This window comes from Nostoc sp., from assembly GCF_036917615.1.
Taxonomy (GTDB): Bacteria; Cyanobacteriota; Cyanobacteriia; order Cyanobacteriales; family Nostocaceae; genus Nostoc.
Genome location: NZ_JBALCZ010000058.1, coordinates 89,867 through 105,768 on the forward strand (window position 1 = coordinate 89,867; position 15,902 = coordinate 105,768).

Genomic DNA, 15,902 nt, shown 5'->3' on the forward strand with positions numbered 1-15,902 from the left:
TGAAGCAACTGATGCAGTCATCAGACAATTGGGCATCCGTCGCCGACATCAGTATTCTAAGTTTTTTTATCCTGGAACTGATCACAACTTACCCGGCTTTGCCCAAAAGTACATTCAGTCTACAGGTTTAAAACCTGAAGATATACAACAGCAATTACTCCAGTCACAAGCGGGAATTTCCGCGAGTGGAAGTTTGGCACTAGATCCAAATAAACTTTATTTAATGCTACCGTCGGCTAAAAATCAAGGATATCGGTGCGATCGCTGCAATGCTTTCTACCTGCATCCTGCTGCTGGCTTATGTCCTGAATGTAATAGCCGTACTAGCACTAACAAAAATCCTCAGCAAATCACCGCCGGAACACCCACGGGAGACTTCGACTATTATACTTATCTTTCTTCAGAAAAATCAGGTCAGCCTTTCCGCATGAACGCCGCCGAGTTAACCGGACAAACTGACCGAGATGAACGGACTAAGCGCCAACGCTGGTTTCAAGATATTTTTATCAATAATGAAATCTCCCGCGTCCAAGGCATCGACCTTTTAAGCGTTACAACCACAATGGAGGCGGGGGTTGATATCGGTGCGCTATTGGCAGTGATGATGGCAAATATGCCACCCCGTCGCTTCAACTATCAACAGCGAGTTGGTCGCGCGGGTAGACGTTCGGCTGGAGTTGCCTTAGCTGTAACCTTTTGTCGTGGTAGAAGCCACGATGATTTTTACTTTCAACGCCCGGAAAGTATTACAGGTGATCCGCCACCACCGCCCTATGTTGATATGACAAGCGTTCCCATTTTTTGGCGTGTTCTAATTAAGGAAATCTTGCGGCAAGCCTTTGCAGACACAAATTTTAGTGGAGTTAGCGATAACGTACACGGCGAGTTTGGGAATGTAGCTGACTGGAATATTTACCAAGCGGATATCCAAGAATGGCTGCGGGATCGCCAGAATGAGCCAGCTATAATCACTGTATTAGATAGTTTACGAGTGCAGACAGCCTTATTGAATGCCAGCAATGCCCAAATGTTGGGCTTTCTTCGCGATAATTTAATTCCAGAAATTCAAACAATTGTAGAAGACCAAACTTATACCCAGGATCAGTTAAGTGAACGTCTGGCAAATGCTGGGTTATTGCCAATGTTTGGCTTTCCGACGCGGGTGCGATCGCTTTATACCCGTTTTCCTGTACGCGCCAACCAATGGCCGCCAACAGAGGGAGTGGTTGATCGGAATCTAGATATTGCCCTCAGTCAATTTGCCCCTCGTTCCCAAACAGTCAAAGATAAAGCTGTACATACAGCCTGTGGTGTAGTCGAGTTATATCCCCAAGGTAAGAATATAGAATCTAAACCAGGACTTGTGCCAGCACTCACCCAAGAGAACAAATCTTTGGGACTTTGTGGAAACTGTCAAGCGGTGATTTACTCATACAAATTGTTAAAAAAACCACATCCAGGACATCAGGAACCGCCAAAAGATATCTGTCCAGTGTGCAGTGTGGATGCTTTGCGTTGTCTAGATGCTAGAGAACCCAAGGGATTTTTTACCAACTTGCAACCCGAAGACTTTGATGGACAATTTGAGTGGCAACCACAGGCAACCAGACCATCCTTAAGTGTAAATGCTCAGGTAGGCAATGTCCAGCGTACTCTTAACGCCTCCGTATCTGCATTTAATGACCAGATCATTTCTGTGAATGATAACGGCGGTAATGGCGGATTTGACTTTCAAAATGCCTTAATTTATGGTAAGCCCAAACCCGGAGCTTATGCAGTTTCTCCAGATAAGAATAGCCCAGTAACTACATCTGGTGCTGCCTATCGGGTGGCGTTGTTATCTCGGCGGAAAACAGATATTTTGTTAGTCAATATCGAACAGTGGCCTACTGGTGTTTTTGCAGACCCAACCACAGTTATAGGACGTGCGGCTTGGTATTCTTTTGCTTTTTGGTTGCGGGTAGCAGCTGCCACCCAATTAGATGTGGATGCAATGGAGTTGCAGGCGGGATTCCGATCGCTAGAGCAAAATGGATCAGTTATCGGGCAGGCTTTTTTATGCGATCATCTAGAAAATGGGGCAGGATATTGTCAGTTTCTGGAAAAGCCAAAAGAATTTAAAAAATTGATGGATTTGGCGAATCCGAATATTTCTAGTAGCATTGCCAGCAAGTGGATAAATCAGCCACATGGAAACGCCTGTGATACATCATGCAACTTATGTTTGCGAGATTATCAAAACCTTGCTTATCACGGGTTATTAGATTGGCGACTGGCTTTAGATATGGCGCAATTAGTGTTATCAACCTCCTCTACAATTGATCTCAACTCTCCTTGGGGCAGTATTCCAAATCCTTGGAGTGAACTAGATCAACGTATGAATGCACCAATTCCCGTTACCCTTCAACGCCTTGGTTACGGCTTACCCACTCAGTTTGGAACTTTCACTGGCTACGTACACCAAAATCAGAAGCGTCAGACAATCCTGATTTTACGTCATCCTCTGTGGCAAGATCACCATCCTGAGTGGATTGCATCGGAAGCGATCGCCAAAGCTCAAACAGATTACCACGACTATGAAGTCAAACCTGCCAACCCATTTCTGATTCTCCGTCGTCCAGGTGACTATGCATGAAGTTGCTTGACACCAAATACTACTTGTAATGTTGTAAATATTTTAACTCTATAAAATTTGCGATGAAATTCGTTCATTGGCAAGACACATAGCTTGTAGCAGGAGTAGAATCTACTTTAAGTTACACGGAAATTACTTGAAACTCAGGGCAATTAAGTTATATCATGTCCGCCTGAACACTTACGATAAAATTGACGCTGAGATGTTCAAATATAAGAACTATGGAGATTTTTTATCGTAACTAATTACCCGGACATGATATTAGTCACTAGTGAGCAAGATCACCAATACTGAATGCTAATATTCAGTATCTACCGGAGAGCGCTATTCCGGGTTAGGATGATGACTAGCGATGCCTTGAATTAGATATCGATATTGAATTGTTGAAATTTTATGGACCATAGTCCACAAGATGGCAGTATCAACCTCCTCTGAGCTGGCGAGGAAGTCTCCCAGCGCGGGGGAGACTTAGGAGATATATATCATGCTCACAGAAGATATTCGGGATTTACTGACTGATACTACCGATTTAAACCAGCTGAAATGGGATTTAAATCGCTTACAACCCGTGGATGTGGGAGAATACATTACACAATTACCTGAAAAACAACGGGCGATCGCCTTCCGTTTACTCAACAAAGCTCAGGCAATTGATGTATTTGAATATCTGCCCACAGAGGTGCAAGAAGAACTAATTAATTCTCTGCATGATGTGCAGGTAGTACAACTTGTAGAAGAAATGAGTCCTGATGAACGCGCAGAATTGTTTGATGAACTACCCGCTGGAGTAATCAAACGGCTATTGCAGGAACTGAGTCCAGAACAAAGGCAAGCAACAGCAACGATTCTCGGCTATCCAGAAGGCACTGCTGGGCGGGTGATGACAACCGAATATGTGCGGTTGCGGCAAGGATTGACTGTAGGCGAAGCCTTGAGCAAAATTCGCCGTCAGGATGAAGACAAGGAGTCGATTTACTACGCCTACGTCACAGATGACAACCGGACACTGGTGAGAGTAGTTTCACTGCGCCAGTTGCTGTTTACCTTTCCCGATGTTTTCATCAAGGATATTGCCAGCGATCACGTTGTCAGGGTGAGAACCGAAACCCCGCAAGAAGAAGTGGCGCGAATCATGCAGCGCTATGACTTAATCGCCATCCCCGTGGTTGACCGAGAAGACCGATTGGTCGGCATTGTCACCATTGACGATGTGATGGATATTTTGGAAGAGGAAGCCACAGAAGATATTCAAAAACTGGGGGGTGTGAGTGGTGATGAAGCTGCTTTGTCTTCTCCCCTACTAACCATCCGCAATCGCTTGCCTTGGCTGTTGGGCATCATGGCCCTGTATATTGGTGCAGCTAGTGCGATCGCGCCTTTCCAATCTGTAATTGCCGCAGTGCCAGTTCTAGCAGTAATCATGCCAATTTTTTCTAACACTGGTGGTACTGTTGGTATTCAATCATTAACAGTGACAATCCGCGGCTTGGGAGTAGGCGAGGTAACACCCAAAGATACTTTGAAAATTCTCCGCAAAGAACTTTTAGCTGGTTTAGCCACAGCTCTGGTTTTAGCCACGACGATGATCCTGCTTTCCTTAATTTGGGCGCGACCCCAAGAGCGATGGGTGGCTTTAATTGCCGGAATGGTAATGGCAACCAATACAATTGTGGCTGTTACACTCGGCACTTTACTGCCAATGGGTTTGAAACGACTGAAGCTTGACCCGGCACTAGTTAGTGGGCCGTTGGTGACTACAATGCTAGATACAATTGGGTTTTTAACGTTCCTTACCCTGATTTCGTTTGCTTTGCAGGTATTACATTTACCAAGTTAATGGACGTATGAAAGACCAAGAAAATCTGAAGTATCCTAACGTTTTAAAGCACATTCAGGCAGAGTCTGAAGCCCTAAATTTTCGTATGGCTTCAGACTCACTGACAGGTTCTTTTCTAAGAACACTTGCTGCAAGCAAACCTGCTAGTATGTTTCTTGAACTGGGCACAGGAACTGGGATATCTGCTGCTTGGCTTTTGAACGGTATGGATCAGAAATCTAAGCTGATCTCAGTTGACCAAGATGACAAAGTGATAGCTGTTGCCAGAAAGTATTTGGGTCAAGATCGGAGAGTCGTTTTCCATGCAGAGGACGCGACGATTTTTTAGGTAAAATAGCTACTCAAAGGTTTGATTTTATATTCGCTGATGCATGGGTAGGAAAATATAGCTACCTTGAGGATACGCTCAATTTGCTTAAGTTGGGTGGCTTGTACGTTATTGATGATATGTTGCCTCAAGCCATATGGTCTGAGGATCAGGCTTCAAAAGCTAGCCAGCTCATTTCAAGGTTAGAATGCAGGAGCGATTTGACGCTTTCAAAAATTAACTAGTCTACAGGGTTAGTAATTGCAGCGAAAGTTAGAGGGGAGACAGCGACAGGATTGCCAGGAAAGCGATTTTTTTTGGGGGAGATGGGTAACAATTAAGTGATTTATGTAATACCTTATCCAATTGACAAGCGCTATATAAATCCTTGATGCTAGAAAGAACAAGTAGGTAATTTGATATAAGACAGGTGATATCATTTCCTCTGCATATGTAAATTAAAAAGCTGTAGAGACGCGATCGCTCGGATCTCTATGCAGGAAACTGATTGCTATTTATGCCTACTACCACCTGGAATCGTCATCACATTCTTTCCCTAGCTGACTTCACTACCACTGAATATAATACTGTTTTGCAAACTGCGGCCTCTTTTCAAGAGGTGCTATCACGGCGGACAAAGAAAGTACCAACCTTGCAGGGACAGGTGGTGGCGAATTTATTTTTTGAACCGTCTACTCGGACTCGTAGCAGTTTTGAAATCGCTGCCAAACGCTTAAGTGCAGATACGCTGAACTTCGCCGCAGCCACTTCCTCTATGACTAAGGGAGAAACAATTCTCGACACGGCGAAGACCTATTTGGCCATGGGAACTGATATTATGGTAGTCCGCCATCGAGAGGCAGGAGTACCAAATGCGATCGCGGCTGAAATGGATCGTTTGGGTGTAAAAGTTAGCGTCCTGAATGCTGGTGATGGTCAACATGAGCATCCTTCTCAAGCACTGCTAGATTTATTTACCATAACTACTCTAATTGACCCAGATCACCCGCGACTGGAACTTTTAAAGGGTAAAAAGATTGCCATTGTTGGGGATATTCTCCATTCTCGCGTGGCGCGATCGAATATCTGGAGTTTAATTGCCAGTGGTGCCGAAGTGCATCTGGCAGCACCACCCACCCTTTTACCCAAGTTATTTGCCGAGTATATCTTGGAATCAGGAGTTAGAAGTCAGGATTTTCTTATCTCCTCATCTCCTTCATTCCCCCCTTACCACGCCCCAAATCAACAACTTTTTCTACATTGGCAACTAGAACCAGCTTTGCAGAATGCTGATTTTGTTATGACTTTGCGCCTGCAAAAGGAACGCATGACGGCTCATTTGCTGCCAAGTTTGCGAGAATATCATCAATTATTTGGCATTACACGCACAAAGCTGCAACTTTGTAAACCTAACGTCAAAGTTTTGCATCCAGGCCCAGTTAACCGTGGTGTTGAAATTAGTTCTGAATTGATGGATGACCCAGAATTTAGTCTTATTCAATCGCAAGTTACTAGCGGTGTCGCCGTTCGCATGGCGCTGCTGTATTTGTTAGGTAGCGGCAAGGCTTAATATAATCTCCGTTTGAATAGTTATTCTGAAACTCTTATTCTTTTGCGGTAGCCTGCGGAGTTATTGCTGACAATCTTTTAATATTAGTCCTATCGGACTACCTTACGGAAGAATACCTAATCTTATAGATATTATATATTCCTCCGATCGCATGAGGACAGAATCCTGTAATCTTGGCACACTGGTAGCGTAGAAGTTAAGAATTTAATGACTTCTAGAAGTGTCGGAGGTAAATATGAAACGAATTTTTTTGACGGCAGCAGCCATACTCAGCACGCTATCTTTAGCTGCTCCTATTCCCGTCAAAGCAGAAAACTCCGCCCCTGTCCGGCGTTTGCTGGAAACTAGAGCATGTTTGGGATGTAATTTAGCAGGTGCAAACCTCAAAGGCGCTCATCTGATAGGTGTTGACCTGAGAAATGCAAATTTAAAAGGAGCTAATCTCGAAGGCGCTAACTTAGAAGGTGCCGATTTAACTGGTGCCAATTTGAAGTCTGCTAATCTCACAAAAGCATTCGTCAGCGATACTATCTTAAATAATGCCAATCTCACCAACGTCAATTTGAGTAATTCCCGTTTATATAATAGTGACGTAAATGGCGCAGTTATGGCTAATATTGATTTAAGCGGTGCTCATGTATTTAATACTGCCATTAGCGTCGGTGGTGAATACTAATGGTGAGCGATGATTTCAAAGTGATGAGTTAAGAGTTATATTCAACTCCTAACTCTGCACTTGGTAAGGTTTATTCACCGGTAATCGACAATTCATTAACCCAGATTTTCGGGCAAACTCCCCCTGGCGTTAACTCAGCCTCTTTTTCTACATAAATAATTGACTTTAAGAGTTCTAAGAAATCTCCAGCAACAGTTGCTGACTCAATACTCGTCCTGACACCCTTATTAACTAGCCAACCATCAAACGGCAAAGAAAACGAACCTTGCAAAGCTTTGACTCCAGCATGGAGAGCTTGTAAATCATCGATAAAAATCACATTTTCAGCAGTTTCTAAGCTGAACTCTTCTTCAGGAGTTGCTGTCGAAAAAACGTGATAAAAATTGGGACTAACGCTGACTTTTGCACCAATACTGGCATTACCTGTTGGCTGGGCATTTAACCTTTTAGCAGTGCCTGCACTGTGAAGAAAGCTTGTTAAAACACCATTTTCGATCAGTGAAATCTGACGAGTAGGAGTTCCTTCACCATCAAAACTTTCTGCACCTACGTTCGCTGGGTGAAGTCCATCATCATACACTGAAAGTAGAGGAGAAGCAATCTGCTTACCTAAATCATCAGGAGTAGATAGGCTTTGATTGTCCAAAATACTTTGGGCGTTGAACAAGTTAGAAAAACCACCCAACAGACTTAAGAAAGCTTCCGCCGAAAAAACAACTCGATATTTACCAGTCTTGATTTTTTCATAGTTCAAGTGACTGATAGTTTTATCTGCGGTTTCTTTGATGCAACCATTGATGTCTAGATTATTTAAACTTTGGTTGATTCTAAAAGCACCTGCACTGCGCGGCTTTTTCCCTTCTTCCTCAGTTTTGCTGTAAAGATAAACTGATGCTAAGGAGTGAGATTCAGTTCTGACTGCACCGTCGCTATTTAGATAAAACCTGTCAATATCTCTTTGCGATAACCCATTATAAGGTACACCTTTAATTGCCGGATGAGCTGCCAATAATTCTTTTTCAGCTACCAACAATCTTTCTATGAGTTCAGCAACAGGTGCTTGAGGTGTCTTATCCTGAGGTTTATTTGGGATAGGAACAGTAGCTTCTGGACTAAAATCAGGAACATTTTCTTTAACACCAAAGAAACTGGCTTCGTAGGCAGTTTTCAAAGCTAATTCCAGTCCCTTGGGATCTACATCTGTGGTGCTGGTGACACCCATTGTCTTATTTTCATTCCAGACACGAACAGTAACACCAGAGCGATTTGAGGCTTTGACTTGTTTTGGCTCACCTTGGTCTACTTGCACGCTAGTATCATCTACTGTTGAGCCATAAATGTCAAATTTATTAATACCAAGCTTATCAGCATTATCCTTGGCAGAATTTGCAATCTCATTGATATTCGGCATAGTCAATTTTAGATTTTGGATTTTAGATTTTGCGGAAAGTCTGAGCGCCGGTTTCCGGCGATTAGAACTTTCCAAGACGGATTGGAAGCGATTCCATTTTAGATATTAAATTTTGGATTTTGGATGTTATGACTTACATTTTTCTCGTAGTGCTTTTATTGACGCAACAGTCATAGCTAGAATTTCGGTAGCTTCTTGCATTAGGCTTTTTAGTTTTTCTGCTGTCATTAATCTAGATTCAATAACAAGCTCCAACCAGTAAAGCGTTTCATCAGCTTCTTCTTCCACAATACCGAGTTTGGCAATTAAATCAGCTATTGATTTAGCTCGACAGGCTGCTCGATAATTAGCACCAACTGAAGTTGCTGAACGTAATAACTGTTTGCCAATGACATCAGCAACTCTAGTTTATGGTAGCTGCTCAACTAGACGAATAACTTGTAATGCCAGCTGCTTTGTTCTAGCCTTAAACTCCTGTTCATTCACAATCCCTTCGGGTTCAGCAGTCGCTCATGAGGGAAACCCCCATCGCCCTTGGCGTCTCCCCTTGGGAGAAGACCGCGCTGCTTCACCAAAATCCAAAATCTAAAATCTAAAATTCTTATCGTCCACCTACGGTAATAGAATCAACCTTGATGTGAGGTTGTCCAACTGTGGTGTAAATACTGCCACTGACAGAGCCACAAAAACCTGGTGCAATTTCCAAATCTTGGGAACACATGGAAATTTTATTCATAATTTCCTTGGCTTCACCGATGAGAATTGCTCCCTTTAACGGTTTGGTGATTTTGCCATTTTCAATCAAATAAGCTTCATCGACACTAAAGTTAAATTGACCTGTAGCACCAACGCTACCACCACCCATCTTTTTACAGTAAATACCTTTATCAACAGAGGCAAATAAATCATCACTGGTGTATTCGCCAGAATCAATATAAGTATTACGCATCCGGCTAGCAGCAGCAAAGGTATAATTTTGGCGGCGTCCACTTCCAGTTCTGGGGTGTCCGGTGCGTGCAGAACCTGTTCTATCTGCTAAGAAGTTTTTGAGAACGCCTTTTTCAATTAATAGAGTTCTTTGAGCCGGCATACCTTCATCATCCATGTCAATTGTCCCGAAGGCATTTTCAGAGCGCCCTTCATCCCACGCTGTCAAACTTTCGTGGGCAATTTTTTCACCTTTTTTGTCAGCAAAGGGAGTGGTATTGCGTTCAATTTGAGTGGTTTCTAGCAGGTGTCCGCAAGCTTCGTGGAAGATTACCCCACCAAAGTGATTGGCCATAATGATTGGGTAAGTGCCCGATTCCACGTAATCTGCGTAGAGCATTTTTCCAGCGGATTCTGCTATTTTCTCGGCGGCTTGTTGAGAATCCCAAGTTCTCAAGAAGTTGGCATCGCTAGTATTACCAGCGCGATCGCCAATCGAGGTACGATTAGCACCATCGGCACACAACAGGTTAAATCCTACAGACTGGGTGAGGCGGATGTCACGGGCAAAAGTACCATCACTGGCGGCGATTAAAACTTCTTGCCAATCCCGGAAATAGGTAGCACGACGCGATTGGACGTGGCTAGCTTTTTGCTTCAGGTGGGCAGTACCATCAAGCAGGACTTCTCCCATTTCTCGGATGGAGCTACACACTGGTAGCCAAGCATCTTTACCTCTTTTGGTGGCGTAATCTCTCAATAATTCCAGGTTGATTTCTGGGATGAAAGCTTTAGCAGTAGGTAGTTGCAATCCCAGGATAGAAAGACCTTTTTCTAATGCTGCTTTCAAACCGGAAAAAGAAAGGTCATTGGTACTTACATAACAGTCAGCTTTGCCGCGAAATACTCTAACTCCCGCGCCTGTAGACAGACTGGGTGAAATACTGGTGATGGAGTCGTCTTCTGCAAGACAACTAATATAATTGCGACGCTCTAAAAATAATTCGATAAAGTCAGCGCCAGCGGCGCGTCCTAGTCCCAGAAGGGTAGCCAGGGGGGCTTCCCAGGTTTCATCGAAACGCTCTGGTGTGGAGGAATATTGTAAGGTGGGAAGTTGATTCGAGAGAAGTAGCGTACTTGTAAGCATGGGTAGCCTCGTCTGCTGGCGTAATTCAGAGATTTGACTGAAAAATCCTGGTGTGTTCAGTCTAACAAATGAGTGAAAGCCACAGTCGGCAGAAAGGCAGTAGAGGTTTCCTCACCTTGGAAACTCACTTCTCCCTCTTAAGCGTCAGTGAAATATTGTAAGTAACGCCCTTTCAAGAGCGATCGCTATCATGTAGAGTCGAGATAGAATACAGTTTCATTTTGCGAGAATAGGGTAAAAGTTCCACAGCATTGCTAATATCCGCAGGAACTGTTTTACCTAGAAAAGGAATATAAAAAATGAGTTCGTATGCTTTTTGGAACAACAAAGGTGGCGTGGGAAAGAGCTTTCTTTGCTTTGTGGCTGCTGCTGAATATGCTCACCGTCATCCCGATACAGATGTTTATGTAATTGACCTGTGTCCCCAAGCCAATGTCTCAGAAACCATACTAGGGGGATATCTCAATAGTCCTAATGCACTACATTCTTTGAGCAGTAAAACACCGCGTGCTACAGTAGCCGGCTATTTAGAAGCACGTCTTAACTCCCCCTTCCGAATGATTACGGATGTATCTCCTTATGTGTGTGAGCCAAGAGAATTTAACCCACAAATACCAGAAAATCTGAGGCTCGTGTGTGGGGATAATCTTCTCGAAATAATTTCTGAAGCAATTAGGCAAACTTCTCAACTGTCCATACCAATTGATGCTTGGAAACAGGTGCTTAGTTGGGTGCGAGATTTAACATTTGCTTTACGTACATATAGTGGTGAGCGAGATACTTTATTTTTAATTGATTGTAACCCTAGTTTTGCTGTATACACACAGCTTGGTCTAGTTGCAGCAGAGGGCGTAGTTGTGCCATTTACTGCGGACGATAGTTCGCGTCGTGCAATTGAGAATGTGGTTGCACTTCTATATGGTATTAGCGATCCCAATACTGCATCATATGCACGAATTAGCTTTGCTAAACGTGCAAAAGAAGAAGGCGTATCCGTGCCAAAATTACATACGTTTGTGAGTAATCGAGTCACAATGTATGAAGGTAAAGCCGCTTCTGCATTTATAGCTGTCAACAAAATCATTAAGAAAACTATGGATGATATACATCAGAAGAATCGTCATATTTTTGCTAGTCCTAAAGACTTACCAAGTAACAGTTTCATTGAAATTCCCGATTATCACAGTGCTTGTGTAGTTGCGGCAACAACTGGCACCCCTTTACATAAGCTCAAACCAGGCCCCAAAAAAATTGGCGAGGAGCGAGTGCAATTAAATCCAGAGCCATTAAAGAGGTATCGAGATGCACTTGAAGAGTTTGTGAATTGCCTTTGAGAGCATTACCGTGCCATCACCAGCAGCATTAAAGTACGATAAAGCGGCTCACAAGGCTCGTGTCCTACGTGATACTGCGACAGATCCCCGCTTGCGCCCAATATTAAACAGTCAAACTCAAGTCTATTATCACTCTGCTTTAGCAACGTTTGTTGCTGGATGGGAGGCTTATATTGAGGAACTAGTTCGTAACTTTTTTGATGTAACCGCAAATCCCTTAGATCCTCAGTTTCATGCTATCCATTCTATTGCTAAAAATGCAGCAGAGCGATCGCTTAAACAATTTAACACGCCCAATTCAGATAATTCGCGTAATCTTCTGGTTCAATATACTGGCTATGACCCTATCAATGATTGGGTTTGGTCAAGAAGAAGTATGAATGCACTCGCTACTCGACAGATGCTAAACGATGTTCTGCAAGTCAGGCACAGCTTTGCTCATGGCTTTTCCATTCCTGCATGTTCTTGGACACAAACACCAACTGGAAAAGTTCGGCTTACTGCGAAAGCTATTAAGGATGTTGATGCGTTGTTACAATATCTTGTCGCTGTTACTGACCTTGGTATGAAGCAAAATATTCAAATTATCTATGGCATAGTTGCACCCTGGTAATAAATGAAGAGAATGTTTAGAGAATCAGTTGCAATACTGGGTGTAATGTTTTAGACGCCAATAATCAGCAAACCAGAAAGTTAAAACATTCATACATAATTGGAAGGCAGTCTTAGACTGTCTTCCAATTTATTAAAGTATAAAGAGCAAAATTCACATATATTGGCAAAAGCAGCAATTTAATCAAAGTTATTTTTGATTTCTGCCTTCCTCATCCCTAGAATGACACCGTTGAGAAGTTACCATTTTTCCATCAAGTTAATTCTTGGTGAGAGCCTATTCCTTCTCAGCTTTATTTATGATTTGCCATTTTAAGTGGAATTTGTGTTGTTTCTTGCTTTGTGAAAGTATCACCTAAATTGGAAGTTTGTCCTGTCGATGAAAGGTTCTTAAACAAGACATTTAGGGTTCGAGTAATAGTTTTAAGAATTTTCATCTTGCTGGCACTCGGTTTTTGATCGTATCTCAAAACCATTGGGATTTCTACGATTTTTGGTTTGAGTACTTTGGCTTTCAGCAGTAAATCTATCATGCAAGCAAATCCACTTTCAGTGAATAAACTCTCCCCATAATACAGATCCAGTTTACTAACTAAATTACGGTTATACAGCCTATAACCACAAGTATAGTCTCTTACACCTGGTACACTGGCTGCAATTCTAAAAAGCCAGCTGGCTCCGTAACTCATCAACTCTCTAAATTTTGATAAGCCTATGACTTTAGAGCCTTTTCGATATCTAGATGCGATCGCAATATCATAGCTACCAGCTATCATGGTGTCATACATCTTTATTAACAGTTCTGGTGGTTGAGTATTGTCGCAATCCATAGCAGCTAAAAAATCGCCTTCTTTAGAAATTTCTAAGAAAGTCATGAAACCTGTTTTGATTGCTTGACCTAAACCAGCATTTTTGGGATGTTGTACTAATTTCAGAAATATACCCAGTGATTGAGATTCATCTAAAGCAGTCTGAGCAGTTGTATCACTACTGCCATCATCAACAAGAATCAGTCGGATCTCCATATTAGAGATTTCCTGCAATATCTGAAACTTTTTGAACAAGGGGCGAATTGATTCTTGCTCGTTGTATGCGGGTAAAAGAACAAAAAGACTCATAATGACCTCGTATTATTTTTAAAATAAAATACCATTACTCAAATTTCAAGAATTCAGTAATGTTGATTTTTGGAGAAATTCATCGACGTGTCGGACAACTGCGTTGTTGTTGACGCTATCATTGACCAACTGTGAGGTATTAACGACGAAAAAATCATCGTTTTCAGTACTCACTTTTGGAACAATACTTGAATAATCTAAAACTTGTAGTGGCTGTACTTTAATAGCTCGATTAATATGTGCTGCCACAATATCATCTGCTTTGAGTTCTGGGAACATCAAACGTATACCCTGGAAAAATACTTGGCGCAATTCATCATCGGGCTGTTTTAACAGCGGGTCAGTGGAAAGTATATATTTTGGTAAGAATGTCATGTGATATCCTGCCGTTTCCTGTAAAGAAACTAAGTTACTCATACCGATGACGCCAGTAAAGGGAACATTTCTATCGGCAATATTTACTACGTAATAAGGAACTAGAGCCTTGCGAGTAATAAGTACCATGCAGATTACACCCAGATATTCTACTGTTTCACTAGTGTCTGAAACTTTCACCAGTTCATTGGCAGCGACCTGTTGCAGAATATTAACTGGACCAGTAAAAATGACTTTATCAAAATGTTCCTTTTTACCCTGATATTCTACCCACATTCCACCCCCTGGATGAGGTGCAATATATTCCACTGCAACACCTGTATGGACATGACCTCCAGCCGCGTAAATTAATTTTTCTATATGGTCAAAAACAGTTTTGTAACCACCTGAGACATAACCCAGTTGTTCTTTATTTAATGAAGAATCCCGCGCTGAAAATAGTCGTTTGATATAAGCCCAGATAAAAACTGCTGATATTCGCTTATAGTTCTCTCCTAATTTGGATAAAAGTAAGGGTTTCCAGAGCTTTTCGTATGTGTTTTTTCCACCGAGTTTTAATAGCCAATCTTCAACTAAAATTTTCTCTAAGCGCCGCCAGTTATTAAGGCGTGAACCATATATGAGAGTAAAAGCTAATCTGATTTTACCTAGAAGCCCAAACAAAGGAAAGCGCAGAAATTCTATCGTGTTACTAATAGAATAAAATTTTTGATTGTCGTAGAAACCTGTTAAACTTCGATGCCAACGCAGTTTTTCTCCAAGACCAATATCTCGGAGAAAATTTATTAGGTGAGTATCAGAAGGTAGGATAACGTGATAAAAGCGATCCCAAGTAAACAACCCGTAATCATGATAGGTGGTAAGTCCACCAAGCTGCTTATTACTATCGAAGACAGTGACTGTATGTCCTTGATGTGAAAGACGTTGAGCTAATACTAGCCCAGTTATACCCGCGCCAATGATACCTATATTCATAAATTTAGATTTTTGTACGGATGTCTTTGAGATGAAATTTATCTTCAGAGGCTTTTAATATTAATAACCTCAGTAATTGCCTTTTTAGCTATTAATGTACAACCATAACTACACCAGTTATGATAATGGAAATTCCTAACCACTGGCTAAATAGAACCTGCTCTTTTAGAAGATAGTGAGAAGCGATCGGTATAAGTGCATACATTAATCCTAGAATTGGAAATGCTTGACTTAGAGGAGTTGTCCGCAATACATAAAGCCACAATATAGTCATAAATGTATAGCAGATAAACCAAATCAAAAAATAACGAGAAAATAACAGATTTCGGATAGATGCACTTGCTCCCTTAGTAGGGCTAGTAATGTAAAGTCCATATTTTAGTGATAGGTTAGCTGTTGTTCCTAAGAAAACTACAAGCATTAAAAGTAGCCAAGTAATGATGTTCATTTGTCAATGCTTTTTGTGAAAGTTACTAGAGAATTATATAGACTTTTTAAGTGGAATAGCCACTAAAAGAACACCCAGAAAAATCGTGATTACTCCTGCTATTCGAGTTAGTGTAATCACCTCATTAAAAAAGTAGTATGAACCGACAAGTATACCGACATAATTCAAGCTAGTCAGTGGATAAGCAATACTCAATTTTACAGAGCGCAGAGCCAATATCCAATTTGCTATTCCCAAGCAATAAACACTAACAGCTAATGCTAATTGTTCAATAAATACCCAAGTAAATATTCCCTCATTTGTCTGACTCATGGTATGCTTCATCAGCAATTGTCCAGAGATACTAAATAAAATACTGATAAACAAGATGATATAAGGAGTTATTTGAAAGTCTGAAATTTGCGAGATAGATTTCATAGTACATTTGCCTCAATCGAGATAGGAAGTATGAACCAGACAGTAAACAGTCGGTTGTTTTGAACGTTTCGGATTTCGATGACACCTTCTGTGCAATTCAACCTTCACTTCAG

General features: G+C 41.8%; 15 protein-coding genes. 8 read left to right on the top strand and 7 right to left on the bottom strand.

The genetic code is table 11. The features are described from left to right. Positions 1 to 28: 28 nt before the first annotated feature. The 6 genes from V7K85_RS19890 (at position 29) to V7K85_RS19910 (ending at position 7,025) form a co-directional block, all read left to right on the top strand. Positions 29 to 2,635, top strand: coding sequence for a C-terminal helicase domain-containing protein (locus tag V7K85_RS19890; RefSeq protein WP_334815788.1), 2,607 nt, complete (start codon positions 29 to 31; stop codon positions 2,633 to 2,635). Positions 2,636 to 3,119: 484 nt separating this feature from the next. Further along, positions 3,120 to 4,472 carry a magnesium transporter gene (gene mgtE, locus V7K85_RS19895; RefSeq protein ID WP_334815790.1) on the top strand — a complete coding sequence of 451 codons (1,353 nt, stop codon included), beginning with the start codon at positions 3,120 to 3,122 and terminating at the stop codon, positions 4,470 to 4,472. A 7-nt stretch (positions 4,473 to 4,479) separates the two neighbouring features. Then, positions 4,480 to 4,800, top strand: coding sequence for an O-methyltransferase (locus V7K85_RS19900; RefSeq protein ID WP_334815792.1), 321 nt, complete (start codon positions 4,480 to 4,482; stop codon positions 4,798 to 4,800). 29 nt (positions 4,801 to 4,829) lie between these two features. Then, on the top strand, positions 4,830 to 5,024 hold the full coding sequence (locus V7K85_RS36590) for a hypothetical protein (RefSeq protein WP_442940605.1): 195 nt from the start codon (positions 4,830 to 4,832) through the stop codon (positions 5,022 to 5,024). A gap of 272 nt (positions 5,025 to 5,296) precedes the next feature. Next, the gene (locus V7K85_RS19905) at positions 5,297 to 6,349 is read left to right on the top strand and encodes an aspartate carbamoyltransferase catalytic subunit (RefSeq protein WP_334815794.1); all 1,053 of its coding nucleotides are present in this window, start codon (positions 5,297 to 5,299) and stop codon (positions 6,347 to 6,349) included. Between the two features lie 235 nt (positions 6,350 to 6,584). Beyond that, positions 6,585 to 7,025 (top strand): pentapeptide repeat-containing protein, encoded by a 441-nt coding sequence (locus V7K85_RS19910; protein WP_334815796.1) that lies wholly within the window; start codon positions 6,585 to 6,587, stop codon positions 7,023 to 7,025. Between the two features lie 70 nt (positions 7,026 to 7,095). On the opposite strand, the gene V7K85_RS19915 is transcribed toward V7K85_RS19910, so the two are convergent. The 3 genes from V7K85_RS19915 to V7K85_RS19925 all read right to left on the bottom strand — a co-directional run bounded on the left by V7K85_RS19915 (position 7,096) and on the right by V7K85_RS19925 (position 10,510). Further along, positions 7,096 to 8,436: a TldD/PmbA family protein gene (locus V7K85_RS19915; protein ID WP_334815797.1), complete on the bottom strand. Its 1,341-nt coding sequence runs from the start codon at positions 8,434 to 8,436 to the stop codon at positions 7,096 to 7,098. Between the two features lie 126 nt (positions 8,437 to 8,562). Then, positions 8,563 to 8,826, bottom strand: coding sequence for a four helix bundle protein (locus V7K85_RS19920; RefSeq protein ID WP_334815833.1), 264 nt, complete (start codon positions 8,824 to 8,826; stop codon positions 8,563 to 8,565). Between the two features lie 211 nt (positions 8,827 to 9,037). Then, complete coding sequence (locus V7K85_RS19925) at positions 9,038 to 10,510, bottom strand: TldD/PmbA family protein (protein WP_334815799.1); 1,473 nt, start codon at positions 10,508 to 10,510, stop codon at positions 9,038 to 9,040. A gap of 299 nt (positions 10,511 to 10,809) precedes the next feature. Between V7K85_RS19925 and V7K85_RS19930 the strand changes: the two genes are divergently transcribed. Together V7K85_RS19930 and V7K85_RS19935 are read left to right on the top strand one after the other, a co-directional pair. Next, positions 10,810 to 11,844: a ParA family protein gene (locus V7K85_RS19930; protein ID WP_334815801.1), complete on the top strand. Its 1,035-nt coding sequence runs from the start codon at positions 10,810 to 10,812 to the stop codon at positions 11,842 to 11,844. Between the two features lie 10 nt (positions 11,845 to 11,854). Next, positions 11,855 to 12,457 carry a HEPN domain-containing protein gene (locus V7K85_RS19935; RefSeq protein WP_334815803.1) on the top strand — a complete coding sequence of 201 codons (603 nt, stop codon included), beginning with the start codon at positions 11,855 to 11,857 and terminating at the stop codon, positions 12,455 to 12,457. 292 nt (positions 12,458 to 12,749) lie between these two features. On the opposite strand, the gene V7K85_RS19940 is transcribed toward V7K85_RS19935, so the two are convergent. The 4 genes from V7K85_RS19940 to V7K85_RS19955 all read right to left on the bottom strand — a co-directional run bounded on the left by V7K85_RS19940 (position 12,750) and on the right by V7K85_RS19955 (position 15,789). Beyond that, positions 12,750 to 13,574 (bottom strand): glycosyltransferase family 2 protein, encoded by an 825-nt coding sequence (locus V7K85_RS19940; RefSeq protein ID WP_334815805.1) that lies wholly within the window; start codon positions 13,572 to 13,574, stop codon positions 12,750 to 12,752. Positions 13,575 to 13,619: 45 nt separating this feature from the next. Next, positions 13,620 to 14,924: an NAD(P)/FAD-dependent oxidoreductase gene (locus tag V7K85_RS19945; protein ID WP_334815807.1), complete on the bottom strand. Its 1,305-nt coding sequence runs from the start codon at positions 14,922 to 14,924 to the stop codon at positions 13,620 to 13,622. Positions 14,925 to 15,015: 91 nt separating this feature from the next. Further along, on the bottom strand, positions 15,016 to 15,372 hold the full coding sequence (locus V7K85_RS19950) for an EamA family transporter (RefSeq protein ID WP_334815809.1): 357 nt from the start codon (positions 15,370 to 15,372) through the stop codon (positions 15,016 to 15,018). Positions 15,373 to 15,405: 33 nt separating this feature from the next. After that, positions 15,406 to 15,789: an EamA family transporter gene (locus V7K85_RS19955; RefSeq protein WP_334815811.1), complete on the bottom strand. Its 384-nt coding sequence runs from the start codon at positions 15,787 to 15,789 to the stop codon at positions 15,406 to 15,408. Positions 15,790 to 15,902: the final 113 nt, after the last annotated feature.